Below are 19,528 nucleotides of genomic sequence, written 5' to 3'. Positions count from 1 at the left end.
ATGCCCTTTATCGGGCGTGGCGGTAGACGAGGTCAAGCAGCTCATCGTACATAGCTTCGGCGCTCTCCGGGCTCTTGCGGATGGCGTCGGCGGCGCAGTGGCGGAGATGGTTCTGCATGACCTGGCGGCTGACGCCGCGCAACGCCTCCTGCACGGAGGAGATCTGCAGGAGGACGTCGGCGCAGTAACGCTCTTCTTCCACCATTTTTTCCAGTCCCCGGACCTGGCCTGCGATGCGCGCGAGGCGGCGCAGGGTTGCGGCTTTGAGTTCCGGGTCTACGGCGGTGGCTTTGCGGCCTTCGGCGGTGGAGCACTTGGTTTTCATTGCGGGCGGAAGCTCCTCAATCTCAGACTATTTGAAAGTACGCTGACGGAGCTCAGGGCCATGGCGGCGGCGGCGACGGCGGGGCTGAGCAGCATGCCGGTGAGCGGGTAAAGCGCGCCGGCGGCGATGGGGATGCCGAGGATGTTATAGCCGAGCGCCCAGCCGAGATTCTGACGCATGACGCGGAGAGTCTGGCGGGCGAGCAGGATGGCATCGACGATCTGCTGCGGCTCGCCGCGGAGGAGGATGGCGTCGCCAGCCTCACGGGCGAGATCGGTGCCGGTGCCGATGGCGAGTCCAGCGTCGGCCTGGGCGAGGGCGGCGGCGTCGTTGATGCCGTCTCCCACCATGGCGACGCGCCTGCCGGTGGACTGGAGGCGGCGGATCTCGGCGAGCTTGGCATCGGGGAGAACTCCGGCGACGACCTGATCGATGCCGACGGCCTGCGCGATGGAAGCGGCGGCCTGAGGGCTGTCTCCGGTGAGCATGACGGCCGCCAGGCCGAGGCTGCGGAGCCGGGCAATGGCGTCGGCAGCGCCGGGGCGGAGGGTGTCGCGGGCGGCGAGGACGCCGAGGTAGCGGCCGTCGGAGGCGACGTGGAGGACGGTTGTGCCGGGCTCGCTGGAGACGTCTGCCGGGTGAATGGCGTGCGCCTCCATCATGGCCAGGTTACCGGCGATGACGGCGTGGCCCTGGACGATGCCGCGAAGGCCCTTGCCGGGGATGGCGCTGACGTCCTCCGCCGGCAGGAGGGTTGCGCCCACCAGCGCGGCGCGGGTGACGACGGCGTGCGCCAGGGGGTGCTCGGAGCGCTGCTCGACGGAGGCGGCGAGCTGGAGGAGCTCTGCTTCGCTGATGCCGGGTGCGGGGTGAGCGGAGACGATCTCCGGCTTGCCGAGGGTGAGGGTGCCGGTCTTGTCAAAGACGACGGTGTCGATGCGGGCGAGGCGCTCAAGGCTTTCGCCCCCCTTGAAGAGGACGCCGAGCTGGGCTCCGCGGCCGATGGAGACGGTGAGCGCGGCGGGCACGGCGAGGCCCATGGCGCAGGGGCAGGCGATGACGAGGACGGCGATGGCCACGGCGAAGGCGTGTCCCGCGCCCTGGCCGAGGGCAATCCACAGGACAAAGGTGAGGACAGCGAGGATGAGCACGACTGGCACGAAGACAGAGCTGACGCGATCGGCTAGCTGCTGCATGGGGGCCTTGGAGGACTGCGCCTCTTCCATGAGGCGGAGCATCTGGCCGAGAACGCTGCCGGCGCCGATGGTGGTGGCGCGGTACTCGAGCGCACCCTCGTAGTTGACGGAGCCGCCGATGAGGCGGTCGCCGGGAGCGCGCGGGACGGGGACGGATTCGCCGGTGATGAGGGATTCATCGACGGTGCTCGATCCGCCGAGAATGATGCCGTCGACGGGGATTCGCTCCCCGGGGCGAACGGCGATGGTGTCGCCGGCGGCGATCAGCTCAATGGGAACCACGGTCTCGATGCCTTCGCGGAGGACGCGGGCACTGGTGGGCTGCAGTTTGGCGAAAGCCTCAAGCGCGTCCAGGGTGCGGTGCTTGGCGCGTTCGTCGAGCCAGTTGCCGAGGAGCAGGAAGCCGAGGATCAGCAGCACCGAGTCGTAGTAGACATCGGGCTTGATGCCGTGGCTGAGGAAGTAGCCGGGCGCAAGGGTGGCTACAGCGGAGTAGAAGAAGGCGGCTCCGGTGCCGAGCGCGACGAGCGTGTTCATGTTACTGCTGCGGTGGCGGGCCGCGATCCAGGCGCGACGGTAGATGGCTCGTCCGGCCCAGAACATGCCCGCAGCGGTGATGGCGAGCATGGCGAACTGTAGCGGGCGCGCGGGGATGCGATAGAGCCAGGGCGCGATGGCCATGAGGGCGCGGTCAAAAAGGCCGGGATGCGCGCCCATGCCAAGGGGCATGGAGAGCAGCATGATGAGGATGCCCGCGGTCATGGCTCCGATGGCGCGGAGACGGAGGCTGCGGCTGGCGTCGGCGTCCTGCTCAGGCCGGGCTGCAGCAGCGTCCGGCGAAGGCAGGGAGGCGTCGTAGCCAGCTTCGCGGACGGCCTCGATGAGCGCCTGCGGGGCGGCGATGCCCGGATCAAAGACGATCCGGGCGTTGTGGGTCATGAGATTGACGGTTGCCTGATCGACGCCGGGGGTCTCGCGGAGAGCCCGCTCGACGTGAGTCTGGCAGGCTGCGCAGGTCATTCCGGTGACGGGCAGGGTGACGGTCTCGAGCTTTGCGGCCATGGTCAGTTCTCCGCGTGAGCCGGGTAGCCGGCCTTCTGCAGTGCGGCGAGGATGGCGGGCGTGGCCGATGCGGGATCGGAAGCCTCGACACGGGCTGCGCCGACGGTGACGTCCTCGACCTTAACGCCGTCAAGCTTCTCCAGGGTTTGGGTGACGCGGCGGACACAGGCGCCGCAATGCATGCCATCGATCTTCAAGGTTACTTCGCTCATAGATATACCCCCTATGGGTATAGGATGCACCGATGCCGGAAGGGATGCAAGGAAGTTGAGGGGGAAAAGCGAAGAGCCCCGGACTGGTGGGTCCGGGGCTCTGGGGCTTAGCAAACTGGATGAGGTCTATGCAGTGCCAGCGGGCTTGGGGTTGTGGCGGTCATAGATGGCGATCTTGACATCCTTGGCGAGGCCGAGCTTCTTGAGCAGCCAGATGCCGTAGTAGTTGGGATCGAACTCGTACCACTTGAGGCCATGGCGCGCGGAGACGGGGTGCGCGTGATGGTTGTTATGCCATCCTTCGCCGCCGGTCAGCAGGGCTACCCACCAGTTGTTACGCGAATCGTCGCGGGTGGCGAAGCGGCGCGAGCCCCACATGTGGGTCGCGGAGTTGACGAGCCAGGTGGAGTGCAGGCCGAGGGTCACGCGAAGGAAGACACCCCAGAGGACAGCGCTCCAACCGCCGATGGCCAGCAGGATGAGGCCGCTGACGGTGAGCGGAACCCAGTGATACTTGCTGAGCAGGCGATAGAAGCGGTCGCGGGCGAGATCGGGAGCGTACTTGCCGAGGACCTGATACTGGGAGTGAAGCGACTGACCGGTAAGAATCCAGCCCATGTGCGCCCACCATCCGCCATCGTGGGGGGTGTGGGGATCGCCGGGGTGATCGGAGAGCTGGTGATGGATGCGGTGCGTGGCCACCCAGAAAATGGGTCCGCCCTCGAGGGCCAGAGTGCCGCAGATGGCAATGGCGTATTCGATGAGCCTGGGGGTCTTGTAGCCGCGATGGGTCAGCAGGCGGTGATAGCCCATGCCGATGCCGACGTTGATGGCCAGCATGTACATGACTACGGCTGCGATAAGGCCGGTCCAGGTGAAGAAGAAGAGAGCGGCAATCGCGCCGATGTGGAAGGCAACCATGAAAGCTACGGTGACCCAATTTGTGGAGCCAGACTGGGCTGACTTGCCCATCTGGACCTGACGTCCTCTTGGCTGCGCTTCCCGTCCAGCGGTGGATGCTGTGGGAGTACCCTGCGACTCATCAACAATAATGGTAGGCAATCGGCAATTCCTTTGAGGTTCCGGTTGTCTACCAGAGCCTATTACAACCATATCAGCCGTCAGAGGGGGAGGAAATGAAATTCGAGAGATTATATTTCGTATTCGACGGCGCGAAAAGGCAAGTGATTGATTACAGGTGTAAAAATTCGAAAAAATACGAGAGATGCCTGCGCAGTTGCTATGCACACTTTGATAAGGTCATCGTGTGAAAGTTCAGACGCTCTACCACAGCTCCCGCCGAACCGCCTCCATCCTTACGTTGTTTGCCGCTGCGCTTGGAGCGCAGCAGATCAACCTGCCGACGAGCAAGCAGCTGGCGCTGCCGGTGCCGGGCGATCCGCAGAAGCTGAACAGCCTGCCGATGGCGACGGCGTGGTCGCCTGACCATCGCTACCTGGCGATCGTGAATGCGGGCTTCGGCACGCTGGAGTCGAACTACGAGCAGTCGATTGCGGTACTCGACACGGAGACAGGGAAGCTGGCCGATTTTCCCGACGACAGGACGGGCAATGGCGCGAAGCAGACGCTCTACTCGGGGATTGCGTTCAGCCTGGACGGAAAGCATCTGTATGCGAGCTTCGACTCGCTGACTGCGCCGGAGGGCGGAGACGCGAAGCACACGGGGAATGCGATTGCGGTGTACGGGTTCGCGAACGGCACGATTACGCCGGAGAGGCTGATTCCTGTGCCGCTGCAACGGCTGACGGCGGGGCATACGCAGAACCAGATCGGCAAGCCGCAGCCGGCAGGCATTGCGATTCCGATACCGACGGGGCTGGCGGTCTTCCGGTCGCGGCAGGGCGCGGAGCAGATCCTGGTGGCCGATGAGTTCTCTGACGATGTGCTGCTGCTGGATGCGGCGACCGGGCGGGTGGAGACGCGGTATGATCTGGCGGAGAATGCGGTTGTGCCGTCGGCGTATCCGATCGCGGTGACGGTGGATCGCGCGGCGCGGCGCGCATATGTGGCGTTGTGGAACGGGTCGGGCATTGTGGCGCTGAGCCTGGAGGATGGCAAGGTCCTGGGCAAGCTGCCGCTGATGCAGCAGACGGTGGCGACGGCGCCGAGTTCGCACGCGGTGGCGATGCAGTTCAGCCGGGACGGGAAGCTCCTGTATGTGGCGCTGGCCAATCGCGATGCGGTGGCGGTGGTGAGGCTGGGCGCGCACGGCATGCATGTGGTGGGAACACTGGATACGCGGCTGCCGGGGCAGAACTATTTCGGTGCGATGCCGGATGCGCTGGCTCTGTCAGAGGACGGGCAGCAACTGTATGTCGCCAACTCCGGCTCGGATGCAGTGGCGGTGTTCAACACGCGCGGAAAGATGTCACTGGACGCGCCGGTGCATGCGGCCGGGTTCCTGCCGACGGAGTGGTATCCGACAGCGGTGGCGGTGAAGGGCGAGAAGCTCTACGTGGCCACGGGCAAGGGCAAGGGCACGGGGCCGAACGGCGCTCCGCAACCGGAGGCGGCCAAGAGCTCGCCGACGCAGGCGCGGAGGAGACGGCGCGAGCACACCTATATCGCCACGATGCTGCATGGGTCGCTGGCATCGATCGATTTAGAAAAGGCGCAGAGCGAGCTGCCGACGCTGACGGATGCGGTGGTGATCAGCAATCGCATTCAGGCAGCGCAGAACCGGATGCGCTTCAGCAACGGCGGCCATCCGATCAAGCACGTGATCTACATCATCAAGGAGAACCGCACCTACGATCAGATTCTCGGCGATCTGGGGGCGGGCAACGGCGATCCTTCGCTGACGATGTATGGCTGGAAGGTGACGCCGAACGAGCACAAGCTGGCGCTGCAGTTCGGGGTGCTGGACAACTTCTATGACTCGGGGGAAGTGTCGGGCGACGGGCATGTGTGGTCGACGGCGGCGATCACCAGCGACTACACGGAGAAGAACTGGCAGCAGGCTTACCGCGGCGGGGAGCGCATGTACGACTACGAAGGAGTGGTCGAGGAGGGTTATCCGCTGGCCGAGGGGATGCCGGATGTGGATGAGCCGGAGAGCGGGTATCTGTGGACCAACCTGGCGCGGAACCACAAGACGTATTACCACTTCGGGGAGTTCGTCTCGAGCAAGTTCTGCGATGACTCGGGCGAGGCTCCGAAGGACCCATCCCCGCTGAACGGCACACCGGAGCCTCCACCGGCGCACTGCGACCGTGGAGCGATCAGGCCGGGTGGGGCGATTCCGGCCGCGTATGGCGGCGGGGTGAGCAAGTACAAGTGGTCGATTCCGCTGATCTACAAGGACGTGGCGACGAAGCCGGAGCTGGTGGGGCATTTTGACCCGATGTATGCCGATTTCAACCTGATGTTTCCGGACCAGCTGAGGCTGCAGCGGTTTCTGGGCAAGCTGAAGGGTTGGGAAGCAGACCGGGCGGCGGGCAAGGACACGATGCCGGAGTTTGTGATGCTGCGCTTCCCGAACGACCATACAGCTGGAACGAGAGCCGGCAGCCCGACGCCGGAGGCATCCGTGGCCGACAATGATCTGGCGGTAGGCCGCGCGGTGGAGGCGATCTCGCACAGCGCGTACTGGGAGGACACGGCGTTCTTCATTCTCGAAGACGACGCGCAGGATGGAGCCGACCACGTCGACGCGCATCGCAGCCTGGCGCTGGTGGTGAGCAAGTATGCGCCGAGGGCGGCGAAGCCAATGGTGGACAGCCATTTCTATACGACGGTGAGCGTGATCCGGACGATGGAAGACCTGCTGGGGCTGCCGCCAATGAATAACAACGACGCGTTTGCGCCGCTGATCCAGTCGACGTTTTCAGGCAAGGGCGATCAGCCGGCCTTCAACGCGGACTACTCCAACCAGGACAACGGGCTGATCTACACGGCGAATTCGCCGCATGCGGAGGGCAGCAAGGCCTCGGCGAAGATGGACTTTACCCACGAGGACCGGGCCGATCCGAAGAAGCTGAACGTGATCCTGTGGAAGGATGCAATGGGTGCGAAACCGGTGCCGTGGATGGTGCTGCATCCGCACCAGGACAAGAACCGGAAGGACGACGACGACTAGAGCGGCGCTGACTCAGGCGTGCGCGGCTTTGTGTTCCTCATGGGCGGCGCTCCAAACTTCGCGGGCGGCATCGACGTTGAGGACAGCGATGCCGAGGCCGACGATCAGGTCAGGCCAGGCGGAGCGGGTGCGCACGGTGAAGTAAGCGGCAGCGAGGATGGCGATATTCGCCAGTACATCGTTGCGGGCGGAGAGGAACGCGGCCCGCGTGAGACTGCCGGCATGGGTGCGAAAGCGCGCGAGCAGCAGGGCGCAGGAGAGGTTGACGGCGAGGGCTCCGGCGGCGGTGAGCGAGAGCGGGACGGGCGACGGAGGCAGCGGGGCGTGGAGCTTCTCCCATGCGGTCCAGAGGGTGGCGATGCCGGGAACCAGAAGGATGCCGGCCAGCGCCATGCCAACGCGGGCGCGAAGGACAGCGCTCCAGCCGAGGGCCATTGCGATGAGCAGGTTGACGGAGGCGTCCTCCAGAAAGTCAACGCTGTCGGCGAAGAGCGAAACGGAATGGATGGCCAGCGCTACGGCGAATTCAATGCCGAAGTAGGCGGCGTTGAGAAGCGCGACGAGGATGACGACTTTTCGCAGACTCTCCTTCATGGCCCGACGCTAACACATCGGGCCTGCGGCAGGGGGTTCGCCGGGGTCTGAGTTGACCTCAAAACTATTGAGGGAATTACTGAGGAATTGCTGCAAATTTCATGATTTTGTTGTCGCAGATGCATGAAACGAGGTATAAGCAGTGAGCCGGGCAAGCGCGGTCTCACCCGGACACATTCCACTCCGGAGCAGCCAGGATGAAGACTGGAGCACAGCGCAGTGAGGTCCGCGAAGTGATGGACATTCGACAGGCATCCGATTACCTCGGGATCAGTGCGGATACTCTCTATAAATACGCCTCCGAATCGTTTGTTCCGGCGTTCAAGCTGGGAAACCGGTGGCGCTTCAAGAAGTCGCTGCTGGATGACTGGATGAGCAGGCAATCGAGCGCGCGGATGCAGGTGCCGGTGGCGCTGAAGGCGGCTCCGTCGCGGGTGAGAAAGCCTCCCGCGCGGGCTGGACGCGCGGCAGCAGATCGGTCCGCTGCCATTGGCTCCTGAGACGGCCGCTGACGAGGGAATCATCGTTCGGTTGCGGATGAGTCATAATGGGGCGAGATGATTTCGCCGCTCTATCCTGTTCTGGACTCATCTGTACTGTCCTCCGACCGCGATGAACGCGCCGAGTACCTGACGGCGACGGTCAAGAAGCTTATCGAAGCGGGCGTAACGATTCTGCAGTATCGAAACAAGGCCGGCTCCGACAAGGAGATTCTGAGCGATGCGCGGGTGATGCGCAACGCCGCTCGGAGCAAGCTGAAGCTGATCATGAACGACCGCCCGGACCTGGCGGTAAAGGTGAAGTTCAGCGGCGCGCATATCGGCCAGGGCGACCTGAGCTACGCCCAGGCGCGGGAGATACTGAGCCCGGAGATGATCCTCGGCATCTCCACCCACAACGAGCAGCAGGTGATCGACGCGGATGCCACGCTGGCGGATTATGTGGCTATCGGGCCGATCTTCGCAACAAAGACAAAGGACAACCCCGATCCGGTGGTTGGTCTGGACGGGCTGCGGGCGGCACGCGGCCTGACGAAGAAGCCGCTGGTGGCTATCGGCGGGATCACCCTCGAGAATGTGCAGGAGGTCTGGCGCGCAGGGGCTGATTCGGTGGCCGTGATCTCGGCGATTTTTGGCACTCCTGTTGCTCCGGCGAAATTAGCCAAAGACTTTCTGCGTCTTTTCCGGTAGAAAAGACTTCAAGTGACCGCGAGCAGCCCTTTGAACAAACGTCAGTCTTCTACCCTGTCCGGAGCTTCGCGCCCGGACGCAGCTGCGCCGGGTAATACAGCTGCGTCGGGAATGGAACAGCGGCTGGGACTCTTCAGCGCGACGGCAATCGTGGTCGGCTCGATGATCGGGTCGGGAATCTTCATTGTGCCGGCGGAGATCAGCCGGGGGGTGGGGTCGCCGGCGCTGCTGATCGGGGCCTGGCTGGTGACGGCGGTGATGACGATGATCGGCGCGCTCAGCTACGGCGAGCTGGCGGCGATGATGCCACGGGCGGGCGGGCAGTATGTCTACCTGCGGGAGGCGCTGGGGCCGATGTGGGGCTTCCTGTTCGGGTGGACGCTCTTCCTGGTGATCCAGACAGGAACGATTGCCGCGGTGGCGGTGGCCTTCGGGAAGTTTCTGGGGGTGTTTTTCCCCTCTATTTCATCGACGCACTGGCTGCTGCACCTGGGGCATGTTCCGGCGCTGAAGATTGGGCCCGTGGTGCTCGGCAACATGGAGCTGGGGGTGAACACGGCCAACCTGACCGGGGTGGCGATCGTGTTGCTGCTGACGGCGGTGAACATCCTGGGCGTGAAGCTGGGCGCGCTGGTGCAGAACGTGTTTACGACGGCGAAGACGGCGGCACTGCTGGGGCTGGTGATCGCGGGATTTCTCTTCGGGAGGAATCCCGCGGCGATGGCGGCGAACTTCGGCAGGAATTTCTGGCAGAATGCCTCCTGGCACTCGCTGCACGCCATCCATTCAGGGCTGGGCGGGAGCGTAGTGCTGGTGGGGATGCTGAGCATCCTGGCAGTGGTGCAGACGGGGTCGCTCTTCTCGGCGGATGCGTGGAACAACGTGACCTATACGGCGGGCGAGATCCGAAATCCGCGGCGCAACCTGCCCGTTTCGCTGGTGCTGGGGACGAGCATCGTGCTGGGGATCTATATCCTGGCGAACTTTGTCTACCTGCTGGCGCTGCCGCTGCACGGCGATCCGCATGGGGCGACGGCATTCGCCCGGGGCATCCAGTATGCGTCGGAAGATCGCGTGGCGACGGTGGTGCTGCAGCAGATCTTCCACTCAAGCGGCGCTTACCTGATGGCGGCGGCGATCCTGATCTCCACCTTTGGCTGTGCGAACGGGCTGATCATGGCGGGGGCACGGGTCTACTACGCGATGAGCCGGGATGGGCTGTTTTTTGCCTCGGCGGCGAAGCTGCATCCCAAGTTCAAGACGCCGGTGGCGGCGCTGCTGGTGCAGGCGGCGTGGACCTGCCTGCTGTGCTTCTCCGGCTCGTATAGCCAGCTGCTAGATTACATCATCTGCGCGGAGCTGATTTTCTATATTTTGACGATTGCCAGCCTGTTCGTGCTGCGGGCGCGGCGGCCTGAGGCAGAGCGGCCCTACCGGGCAATCGGTTATCCTGTGCTGCCGGCCGTCTATATATTGATGGCTGCATGGATATGTGTGGTTCTGCTGCGATACAAGCCGGAATATACCTGGCCGGGCATCTTTATCGTGCTGCTGGGGGTGCCTGTTTTTCTGCTGTGGTCCCGACGGCAGCCGGGAGCGAGTGCTTGAAATTACCCTGGATCCAACTGTTTGAGGAGGAAAGTCGCCCGAATGGCTAATTTGTTTGCTACGAAACCCCTCTCGCTTCTTTCTAAAGAAGCACATGAAGAAGGGGAACATACCCTCAAGCGCTCTCTGGGCCCCGTAAATCTGATTACGCTGGGCATCGGCGCGGTGATCGGCGCCGGAATCTTTGTGCTTACCGGGCAGGCTGCGGCACTCTATGCCGGGCCGGCCGTCGCGCTGAGCTTCGTCCTTGCGGGCATCACCTGCGCCTTCGCGGGGCTCTGCTATGCGGAGTTTGCCTCGATCATTCCTATCGCGGGGTCGGCTTATACCTATGGGTACGCGACGCTGGGCGAGTTTGTGGCATGGATCATCGGGTGGGACCTGGTGCTGGAGTATGCGTTCGGCGCAGCCACGGTGGCTTCGGGGTGGTCGGGCTACCTGCTGAGCCTGCTGGAGCAGCTGAATCTGCGGCCCTCGCCTTCGCTGGCTCGGTTTACCACGACTTATGGGAATGAGATTTATCTCTACCACGGGAAGTGGCAGTCGGCGGTGGCATTGCCTTCTTCCGTGCCGCTGGCGGGATTGCCGCATGTGACGGGTGTGTTCAACGTGATCGCCTTTGTCGCCATCGTGATGGTGACGGCGGTGCTGGTGATCGGCATCAAGGAGTCGGCGAACCTGAACTCGGCGATCGTGATCGTGAAGCTGGTGATTGTCGGGATCTTCCTCTTCCTGGGCATCGGCTACCTGATGCATCATCCCGATCTGGCGAAGATGAACTGGCACCCGTTTATTCCGCCGTCGCAGGGCTCGGGACACTTCGGACTGCAGGGAATCGCGGCGGGCGCGGCCTCAGTGTTCTTTGCGTATATCGGCTTCGACGCGGTTTCAACGGCGGCGCAGGAGGCAAAGAATCCGCAGCGGGATATGCCGATCGGAATTCTCGGCTCGCTGGTGGTGTGCACGATTCTGTACATCGCGGTGTCGCTGACGCTGACCGGGCTGGTGAGCTACAAGGTGCTGAACGTGGCCGAGCCGGTAGCGGTGGGCATCGACGCGACGGGCATTACGTGGGGCAGCCTGCTGGTGAAGATCGGCGCGGTCTTCGGGCTGGGAACGGTGATGCTGGTGATGCTGCTGGGGCAGTCGCGGGTGTTCTTCTCGATGTCAAGAGACGGGCTGCTGCCGAAGTGGGCGAGCGACATTCATCCGAAGTTCCGGACGCCCTGGATTTCAAATATCGTGGTCGGCACGATCGTTGCGTTTCTGCCGGCGCTGCTGCCGATCGACAAACTGAGTCAGCTGGTGAACATGGGTACGCTGCTGGCCTTTGCGATCGTCTCGGCGGGGGTCTGGATTCTGCGGGTGAGGCAGCCCGATCTGCCGCGGCCTTTCAAGACGCCGCTGGTGCCGCTGGTGCCGATCCTGGGAATCGTGAGCGCGTTCTACCTGATGTTTAACCTGCCGGCGCTGACCTGGATCGTGGTGGGTGTGTGGCTGGTGGTGGGGCTGGTGATCTACTTCGGCTACTCGACCAAGCACAGCAAGGTGCAGAAGCTGCCTGCGCACCTGACGAGCGGGCGCGGCTGAGGAGCGGATGGGTTTCAGCGACTTCATCGGAAACGAGGGGACGGTCAGGCGGCTTCGCGAGGCGATTGCCCTGGGGCGCCTGCCGAACTCGCTGATCCTGACGGGGCCGCGGGGAGCGGGGAAGTATACGCTCGCCGTGATGCTGGCGCAGGCGGCGAACTGCCTTGTGCAGCCGATGACGGATGGACTGCCGGACTTCTGCGGCAGCTGCTCGAACTGCTCGCGGATCGGACAGGCGCTGCCGCTGGAGCCACGCGTGGAAGAAGCGATTGCCGCACGCGAGGAGCTGCGCGAAACGGACAAGAAGGAGACGCGGGTGCTCGTGCAGACGCACCCCGATGTGCTGGTGATTCCGCCGGACCCTCCGCAGCTGCTGATCAAGCTGGGGCAGGTGCGGACGGTGGTGCGGGAGATCTATCGGATGCCGGGCGAGGCGCGGCGGGCGATGTACATCTTCACCAGTGCGGCGTTTATGAAAGAGGCGGCGAACTCGCTGCTGAAGGTTCTCGAAGAGCCGCCCGCTTACGCGACGATCATCCTGCTGGCGGAAAATACCGGCGAGCTGCTGCCGACGATCCGGTCGCGGGCGCAGATCCTGAGGCTGGGAGCGTTGCCGCTGGAGGAGATCGAACGGCTGCTGGCGGAGCGGCGCAGCGACTGGAAGCCGGCGCAGCGGGCGCTGGTGGCGCGGCTGGCGGAGGGCGCCGTGGGGCGCGCGCTGAAGTTCAACCTGGAAGGCTACCTGACGAGCCGGCAGGATGCGCTGCTGCTGCTGCGCTCGGCGCTGGCGGAGCCAGACCACTCGGCGCTCTTTCGCATGACGGAGGCCTATCGCGCGGGAGCCGAGGGGCAGGAGAAGACCTCAGGGCTGCTGCGGGCGGTAGCGAGCCTGCTTGAAGACCTGATGCTGCTGCTCGCAGGGCAGCCGACGATGGTGCGCAATATCGACCTGGAACGCGAGCTGGGGACAATGTCACAGAGCGTCAGCCTGACATGGATCGAGTCGGCGGTGAAGGGGATGCACCAGGTGGAGTCGGGGATGAGGCGGAACCTGCTGCGCTCGCTCTCGCTGGACTCGTTTGCGGCGGGCCTGGGCGGCCAGGGGCGCGGCTGAAATTTCTTCTGGCATCCCTGTGACAGCTCGGCTACGATGGTTGAACATCCAAAGAAAGCAGACGGCAGTGGCTTAGGCCATGAGCGGATCGCGGTCATCCGTAGTTCGTTCCCGGGCGTAAGTACGTGCTGCGGTCGAAGATAAAAAATTGCGATGGCCAATCCTTTTCCAGATTCTGCCAGGGGCTCGCGTATGAGAACACAAGACAATGAGCAGGCGCCGAAGAGCGCCCCGGTAAGACCGCCGCTGGACGAAGATTCGACTCAGGATTCCATCCAGGGACCGCGCAAGCTAGTGAGGCCTACGCTGCCGGCACGCGCGCTGGCAGGACGGTCGTTCATCCGCCGGGGGGACGGCCCTACGCTGGCCCACCACGCGACGATGGGCGCGATGCCGGTCTCCTTCGAAAGCAGCCATGCCGAGGAATTTTACTTTCAGAAGCAGGCGCAGACGCAGACGCTGATGGTCTTCGTGCTCGAAGACGGAGAGCGGATCGAGGGCTACATCGAGTGGTACGACCGCAACGCCATCAAGGTAAAGAACCACAGCCGGATGCTGATCTACAAGTCCAGCATCAAGTATCTCTACAAGGCCGGCGAAAACCACGCCTGACGGCTGCCCCTACTGCGCGGTGAGCCTGCGGGTACCCGAGTTGCCGAGGAATTCGCAGCTTTCCCGGGTCGAGGGCTGCCACTCTGTTCCATCCACATAGAAAATCCTGGTGAGGCGCGTGGCTCGAAAGCCAACGACGCGGGTGTTGACCGGCAGGGTCTGACTGCGGGTCGCGCCGTTGCGGATTCCTGCGCCGTCGAGGGTCATGGCGATGGAAACGGTGGTGGGCTCGAAAGGCATAATTCCGGGCTTTAAGTGCAGTCCGACACCTGCCCACAGGGGCAGTACATGGCCCTCTGCACGCCTTTTTTCATGTGCTCATGTTCGATTCAGACTAAATGTAGGCTGAGTGTTCAAAGGTTTTCGAACACTCAATCAGAGGCAGAGCGGGACAGGTGTCCCTATCTCCTGCACCCGGAACAACGGAGCCGGGTCGGGTGGAATACGGAGACGCATCGAACCTGGCGCTCGTGATCGCAGCTCAAAAGGTCGGCTGAAGACGGAGGCTCATCTATATAGATCAAAGATTTGCTGCGCGTGCTGACGAGGTTAGTGATGGAGCGGGATGCCGCGGCCGAGGGTGAGGATGTAGGCGATGCCGATCACGAGGGCGGCGATCATCCAGGCGGGAGAGCGCGCGACGGTGAGGGGCGTGGCGTCCGAGTGTTTGGGGAGGAGAGAGTCTGCCCACATGAAGCCGGAGTTGCCGCCGAAGGCTGCGGGGATGGTGGAGAGGAGAAGAAGTTTGACGCCGAGGGGATCGAAGGCACCGGCGAGGCAGTAGAAGGCGCAGGCGGCGTAGTAGGGGAGACGGCCAACGGTGTTGTAGAGGCCGCGGTGCTGGGTGCGGTCGGGGCAGAAGGGTTGGAGGACGCGCATCATGAGTTTGACGACGAGGAAGTAGAGCGCGGCGCCGAAGATCGTCATGGTGATGCGGAGGGCGAGGTAGTGGGGGAGGCCTCCGATGACGGCTTCCCAATCGCCAACGCCGATGATGCCGGAGAAGAGGAAGTAGCCGGCGCCGTCCATGAGATTGAAGCTGGCGAGGAGCCAGAGGAAGTAACGGAGATTGGGGAGGTGCGCGCGGGTGGAGAGGAACATGGCGAGGGAGCCGGCGAGGAGGTTGACGAGGGTGCCGCCGGCGTCAACCAGGCGGTCGGGGCGGAGGTCGTCGAGGTGATTGCTGGTGAGGAGGGTGGGGATGTCGCCGCGGAGGTAGGCGGTGAGGCCGTGGCCGAGGCCTTCGTGGAGGAGCGAGGAGGCGGCGAGGGCGAGGAGGGCCATGCTGATGATGGTGAGTTTGCTGTTGGCGGTCGTGGTTGAGTTGGGCATAGGTTATTTGTACCCGGAACATCGGAGCTAGGTCGGGATAAATACGGAGGTCTCAAGGGCGCGGCGGGGCCTCAAAGGTCAACCCACCAGCACCCGTTGCTTCCGACATGAAGCCATCATCTCGGAACACATCCACCCTGTACACACGGCCAACACCAAACGCTTACGGTGGTGGCATCGAGATCGTAGATGCTGTGCTTGACGAGCATGTCAGCCTCGATCCGGATGGAGCGGATGTCTTTGCCGCTGGCGTTGGAGTATTGCAGCTGCAGGTTGCCGGGTGCGCCGGGCTGGGCGGCGACGGGCATGATGCGGCCGGGCATGGCAAACGAGGCGCGGAGGATCTGGACGGGGCAGCCGGCGGTGTTGGTGTGAGTGAGGTCAGTGGGTTGCGCGGCGGCCAGGTCGAGCGATCGGGTGGCGGGGCTTGGCGAGGGCGGAGCTACCTGAGCAGTGAGGCTGGTGGTCAGGGCGAGGAAAAAGGCAGCGTTGATGAACTTCATCGGAGGCATCCGAGATGTTCCGGGTCGATCTGCGCAACAAGATACCACTGCGCGGGGACCTCAGGAAAGCGGCTCGGCGAGGACGGTGAGGGGTGAGGTGTTTTCAACATCGGCGCCGCGCATCCAGACAATCTGACCCTGCCACTCGAGGATAGGCCAGGAGGCGCGTTCGGCGGCGGGAATGCGCAGGCGTTCGAAGACCTCCTTGAGGCGCTTGGGAGCGCTGGTGTAGCGGAGACGGATGCGATCCCCGGAGCGCGGAGCGCGGAGGGTGGCGGCGGGGAGCGCCTCGGCAGCCGTGATGCTGAGGCGGAGGCCGAAGGCGGGTGCAAGGATTTCGCCGGGAACGGCGATGGTGTATTCGGGGAGCGATGCGGCAGCTGCGGACTCGGGTTGGGTGCGGAGCAGGCGCAGCTCGCGCGGGGTGCGCTCGGCGATGAGCTGGGCGGAGAGAACCTCACGCCGTGCAGGGGCCCCGCTTTCGAAGCCGCACATGGCGAGCAGGCGCGCCGTCTGGTCGAAGTCAAGGGCATGGCCGAGTCGGCGGGCGGCGGCGCGGAGGACGCGGCGGCGGAGCGCAGGCGCGAGGGGGCGCAGGCGCTCGATCTCAATGGCGAGCGATGCCTCGCCGGGCTGGGTGGAAGCGGCGCGGCCCCCGCCGCGGACGGGTTTGCCGGGCAGCAGGAGTGAGGGCAGCAGGCGATCCAGCTCGGCCTGCCAGTAGTGCTCCTCATCGCGGGCGATGGTGGCGAGGTTGGCCATCTGCCGAGCGAGTTGCGGGTTGTAGTCGGCCAGCGCGGGCAGAAGCTGATGGCGAATGCGGTTGCGGGTGTAGACGGCGTCGCGGTTGGTGGAGTCTTCACACCAGTCCTGGCCGAGGTCGCGGAGGTAGCTCTCGACCTGAGCGCGGCGGACGCCGAGCAGCGGGCGGAAGATGAAGCCGCGGGAGGCCGCAAGGGTGGGGTGGATGCCGCTGAGCCCCTCGGTCCACGCGCCGCGGAGGAGCCGGTGGAGGACGGTCTCGGCCTGATCGTCGAGGGTGTGGGCGGTGGCGACGGCATCGGCGATGCCGGAGTCGAGAAGCTGGCGGAACCAGGCATAGCGGAGATTGCGGGCGGCCTCTTCCATGGTTTCGCGCTGGGCGGCGGCGTGCGCGGGGGTATCGACGTCGTGGCGCAGGAAGGGAAGGCCGAGGCGGGCGGCGAGCCGGGAGGTGAAGTCGGCGTCGCGATCCGCCTCCTCGCCGCGGATGCCGTGGTGGACGTGGGCGGCGGAGACGACGATGCCGTGTTCGCGGGAGAGGTGGGCGAGCAGCCGCAGGAGGGCGACGGAGTCGGCTCCGCCGGAGACAGCCGCGGCGATGCGCATGCCGGGCCGGAGCGCCTGAAGATCAATAGAGAGCGGCAATGTCGAGACGGCAGACATAGTATGAGTCTAGCGTCATATACTCAATGGCATGCTGGAGACGAGAGCGGCAACTATAGAAGACGCGGCGACGATAACGCACCACCGGCGGCGGATGTTTGTGGACGCAGGGCGGCTGGATAGCCCGGTGCTGGATGTGATGGCGCAGAACTTCGAACCGTGGGTGAAGAGCATGATCGCGGGCGGCAAATACCTGGGCTGGCTGACGCAGGACGAAGGCAGGGTGGTGGCCGGTGCGGGACTGCTGCTGCTGGACTGGCCGCCGCATCCGCTGGATCCGCACTCAACTCAACGCGGCTACCTGCTGAATGTCTATGTCGAGCCGGAGTACCGGCGAAAGCGGCTGGCGAGCAAGCTGATCGAGCTGGCGCTGGCGGAGGCGCGGCGGCGGAAGATACGCGTGGTGGCACTGCACTCGACGGAAGAGGGAAGGCCCCTTTACGAGAGCACGGGGTTCCGGCGGACGAACGAGATGTTCTACGTGGAGCCGGTGGAGGCGTAACGGCAGGGTGCCTGCCCAAAGGGCCGGTAACTTGCAAGTGTACGGGCTGGCGTGGGAGTAGAATTAATTTTAATCATCAATTTGTTTGCCAGAGGCATAGGAATAATGTGTCTTTGGCAGTCTCCAGGCGTCTAATGGAGCAATCGGATTGATAGTTGTGTTCTGAGTTGCGTCTCCGATGGGTTGAGAGCAGAACACATGCGGTAAAGAGAAAAGAGGTTTTTTTCGTGAATTCGACGGTCAAGACGATCATCTTCTGGGTGTTTATCTTCGCCTGCCTGGTGCTGCTGTGGCAGGTGTTTCAAAAGGGCTCCAACGGAGGCAAAGACCAGGAAGTCTCTTTCTCGCAGTTCCTGGAGGACGCGCAGCAGGGCCAAATTGCCGATGTAACGGTGGTCGGCAGCGAAGTGCACGGCCATTTCCGCAACGACAAGAGCGCCTTTCACGTAACGGTGCCTAGCAACTATCCGCGCCTCTATGATGTGCTCGACCAGAACAAGGTGTCGGTGACGGTGAAGAACAGCGACGGTAATTCGTGGCTGCCGATCCTGATCAATCTTGCTCCGATCATCATCATCGCCGCGCTGTGGTTCTTTATGCTGCGGCAGATGCAGAGCGGCGGAAACAAGGCGCTTTCCTTTGGCAAGAGTCGTGCGCGGCTGCTCTCCATGCAGCAGAAGAAGGTGACGTTCAAAGACGTTGCGGGCGTGGACGAGGCCAAGGAAGAGCTGAAGGAAATTATCGAATTCCTGCGCGAGGCGCAGAAGTTCCAGAAGCTGGGCGGACGGATTCCCAAGGGAGTGCTGCTGGTCGGGCCTCCGGGAACGGGCAAGACGCTGCTGGCGCGTGCAGTGGCCGGCGAGGCGAATGTGCCGTTCTTCTCGATCTCCGGCTCGGACTTTGTAGAGATGTTTGTGGGCGTGGGCGCGAGCCGCGTGCGCGACCTCTTTGAACAGGGCAAGAAGAATGCGCCCTGCATCATCTTCATCGATGAAATCGACGCAGTCGGCCGCCATCGCGGCGCAGGCCTCGGCGGTGGACACGATGAACGCGAGCAGACGCTGAACCAGCTGCTGGTGGAGATGGACGGCTTCGAGTCCAACGACGGCGTGATCCTGGTGGCGGCGACGAACCGGCCCGACGTGCTCGACCCGGCGCTGCTGCGCCCGGGACGCTTCGATCGCCGGGTGATCGTGGGACGGCCGGATGTGCGCGGACGCGAAGAGGTGTTGCGTGTGCATGCCAAGAAGGTGCCGTTGTCAGAAGATGTTGATCTGCGCGTGATGGCGCGGGGCACACCGGGCTTCTCCGGCGCTGACCTGGCGAACATGGTGAACGAGGCCGCACTGGCCGCCGCGCGGGCCAACCGCAAGACGGTGATGATGGTGGACTTCGAGCACGCGAAGGACAAGGTGCTGATGGGCGCGGAGCGGCGTTCGATGCTGCTGACCGACGAAGAGAAGCGCGTGACGGCGTATCACGAAGCCGGACACGTGCTGGTTGCGGCGCTGCGCGATCACGCAGACCCGCTGCACAAGGTCACGATCATTCCGCGCGGCATGGCGCTGGGTGTGACGATGCAACTGCCCGAAGACGACAAGCATAACGTCACCAAGGATTACCTGGAGACGCAGCTTGCCATCCTGATGGGCGGCCGCATTGCCGAGGAGATCTTCCTGAAGCAGATGACCACGGGCGCCGGCAACGACATCGAACGGGCTACCGAACTTGCCCGGAAGATGGTGTGCGAGTACGGCATGAGCCGCCTGGGGCCGTTGACCTTCGGCAAGAAGGAAGAGCAGATCTTCCTGGGCCGCGAGATATCGCAGCACAGGGACTTCTCCGAAGAGACGGCGCGGCAGATCGATGCCGAAGTTCGCAGCCTGGTAGACGAAGCTTACCGCTCCGCCTACGGGATACTGGACGGGCATAAGGCGGCGATGGACAGAATGGCGCTGGCGCTGCTCGAACGGGAGACGCTCGATGCAACGGAGATTCGCCTGATCATCGAAGGCAAGGACCTGCCGCCGCTGAAGCCCAGCGGTGGATCGGGAACGCCGACCGGGGACGTGCAGCAGGTGCTGAAGCCTGAGCCGAACCGGGGCGGAGGTTTCCCGGAAGGAAGTCCTTCACCCGCGTAACCGGCAAGTGAAGCATAAAAAAG

Annotated in this window: 18 protein-coding genes and 1 pseudogene; 9 read left to right on the top strand and 10 right to left on the bottom strand. The window is 63.9% G+C overall.

Annotated elements, in window-relative coordinates; all coding sequences use genetic code 11:
• Positions 1 to 7: 7 nt before the first annotated feature.
• The 4 genes from C7378_RS08340 to C7378_RS08325 form a co-directional block, all read right to left on the bottom strand.
• Complete coding sequence (locus C7378_RS08340) at positions 8 to 325, bottom strand: metal-sensitive transcriptional regulator (protein ID WP_131994599.1); 318 nt, start codon at positions 323 to 325, stop codon at positions 8 to 10.
• On the bottom strand, positions 322 to 2,583 hold the full coding sequence (locus C7378_RS08335; protein WP_131994596.1) for a heavy metal translocating P-type ATPase: 2,262 nt from the start codon (positions 2,581 to 2,583) through the stop codon (positions 322 to 324). Before C7378_RS08335 ends, C7378_RS08340 begins: the two co-directional genes overlap by 4 nt.
• 2 nt (positions 2,584 to 2,585) lie before the next feature.
• Positions 2,586 to 2,795, bottom strand: coding sequence for a heavy-metal-associated domain-containing protein (locus C7378_RS08330; RefSeq protein ID WP_131994593.1), 210 nt, complete (start codon positions 2,793 to 2,795; stop codon positions 2,586 to 2,588).
• A 126-nt stretch (positions 2,796 to 2,921) separates the two neighbouring features.
• Positions 2,922 to 3,767 carry an acyl-CoA desaturase gene (locus C7378_RS08325; protein ID WP_131995664.1) on the bottom strand — a complete coding sequence of 282 codons (846 nt, stop codon included), beginning with the start codon at positions 3,765 to 3,767 and terminating at the stop codon, positions 2,922 to 2,924.
• Between the two features lie 295 nt (positions 3,768 to 4,062).
• Between C7378_RS08325 and C7378_RS08320 the strand changes: the two genes are divergently transcribed.
• On the top strand, positions 4,063 to 6,894 hold the full coding sequence (locus tag C7378_RS08320; protein ID WP_243648137.1) for a bifunctional YncE family protein/alkaline phosphatase family protein: 2,832 nt from the start codon (positions 4,063 to 4,065) through the stop codon (positions 6,892 to 6,894).
• 12 nt (positions 6,895 to 6,906) lie between these two features.
• On the opposite strand, the gene C7378_RS08315 is transcribed toward C7378_RS08320, so the two are convergent.
• Positions 6,907 to 7,488: a cation efflux transmembrane domain-containing protein gene (locus C7378_RS08315; protein ID WP_131994590.1), complete on the bottom strand. Its 582-nt coding sequence runs from the start codon at positions 7,486 to 7,488 to the stop codon at positions 6,907 to 6,909.
• 197 nt (positions 7,489 to 7,685) lie between these two features.
• Between C7378_RS08315 and C7378_RS08310 the strand changes: the two genes are divergently transcribed.
• The 6 genes from C7378_RS08310 to C7378_RS08285 all read left to right on the top strand — a co-directional run bounded on the left by C7378_RS08310 (position 7,686) and on the right by C7378_RS08285 (position 13,602).
• Entirely contained in the window at positions 7,686 to 7,988 is a 303-nt protein-coding gene (locus C7378_RS08310; protein ID WP_165876714.1) for a helix-turn-helix domain-containing protein, read from the top strand.
• 57 nt (positions 7,989 to 8,045) lie between these two features.
• A complete protein-coding gene (gene thiE / locus C7378_RS08305; RefSeq protein ID WP_131994587.1) occupies positions 8,046 to 8,678 on the top strand; it encodes a thiamine phosphate synthase in 633 nt (210 codons plus the stop codon).
• Between the two features lie 111 nt (positions 8,679 to 8,789).
• Positions 8,790 to 10,286 carry an APC family permease gene (locus tag C7378_RS08300; RefSeq protein ID WP_131995655.1) on the top strand — a complete coding sequence of 499 codons (1,497 nt, stop codon included), beginning with the start codon at positions 8,790 to 8,792 and terminating at the stop codon, positions 10,284 to 10,286.
• A gap of 42 nt (positions 10,287 to 10,328) precedes the next feature.
• Positions 10,329 to 11,876, top strand: a complete 1,548-nt coding sequence (locus C7378_RS08295; protein WP_131994584.1) for an amino acid permease — start codon at positions 10,329 to 10,331, stop codon at positions 11,874 to 11,876.
• 7 nt (positions 11,877 to 11,883) lie between these two features.
• A complete protein-coding gene (locus tag C7378_RS08290; RefSeq protein WP_131994581.1) occupies positions 11,884 to 12,990 on the top strand; it encodes a DNA polymerase III subunit in 1,107 nt (368 codons plus the stop codon).
• Between the two features lie 192 nt (positions 12,991 to 13,182).
• Positions 13,183 to 13,602, top strand: a complete 420-nt coding sequence (locus C7378_RS08285) for an RNA chaperone Hfq (RefSeq protein WP_165876713.1) — start codon at positions 13,183 to 13,185, stop codon at positions 13,600 to 13,602.
• A 9-nt stretch (positions 13,603 to 13,611) separates the two neighbouring features.
• Here the strand turns inward: C7378_RS08285 and C7378_RS08280 are convergent, their stop codons facing one another.
• The 5 genes and pseudogenes from C7378_RS08280 to tilS (C7378_RS17945) all read right to left on the bottom strand — a co-directional run.
• Complete coding sequence (locus C7378_RS08280) at positions 13,612 to 13,842, bottom strand: hypothetical protein (protein WP_131994575.1); 231 nt, start codon at positions 13,840 to 13,842, stop codon at positions 13,612 to 13,614.
• 309 nt (positions 13,843 to 14,151) lie between these two features.
• On the bottom strand, positions 14,152 to 14,934 hold the full coding sequence (locus C7378_RS08275; RefSeq protein ID WP_131994572.1) for a hypothetical protein: 783 nt from the start codon (positions 14,932 to 14,934) through the stop codon (positions 14,152 to 14,154).
• 116 nt (positions 14,935 to 15,050) lie between these two features.
• Positions 15,051 to 15,446, bottom strand: a complete 396-nt coding sequence (locus tag C7378_RS08270; RefSeq protein ID WP_207901381.1) for a hypothetical protein — start codon at positions 15,444 to 15,446, stop codon at positions 15,051 to 15,053.
• 51 nt (positions 15,447 to 15,497) lie between these two features.
• Positions 15,498 to 16,199: a tRNA lysidine(34) synthetase TilS gene (tilS, locus tag C7378_RS17950; protein ID WP_243648173.1), complete on the bottom strand. Its 702-nt coding sequence runs from the start codon at positions 16,197 to 16,199 to the stop codon at positions 15,498 to 15,500.
• Positions 16,200 to 16,295: 96 nt separating this feature from the next.
• Positions 16,296 to 16,805, bottom strand: a pseudogene (gene tilS, locus C7378_RS17945) (tRNA lysidine(34) synthetase TilS); the annotation flags it as partial.
• 151 nt (positions 16,806 to 16,956) lie between these two features.
• Here tilS (C7378_RS17945) and C7378_RS08260 point away from each other — a divergent pair.
• Positions 16,957 to 17,364, top strand: a complete 408-nt coding sequence (locus C7378_RS08260; protein ID WP_243648172.1) for a GNAT family N-acetyltransferase — start codon at positions 16,957 to 16,959, stop codon at positions 17,362 to 17,364.
• Positions 17,365 to 17,591: 227 nt separating this feature from the next.
• Complete coding sequence (ftsH, locus tag C7378_RS08255; protein WP_131994560.1) at positions 17,592 to 19,505, top strand: ATP-dependent zinc metalloprotease FtsH; 1,914 nt, start codon at positions 17,592 to 17,594, stop codon at positions 19,503 to 19,505.
• Positions 19,506 to 19,528 lie beyond the last annotated feature (23 nt).

The organism is Acidipila rosea (assembly GCF_004339725.1).
GTDB lineage: Bacteria > Acidobacteriota > Terriglobia > Terriglobales > Acidobacteriaceae > Acidipila > Acidipila rosea.
This window is presented reverse-complemented; position numbering and strand designations above follow the sequence as displayed.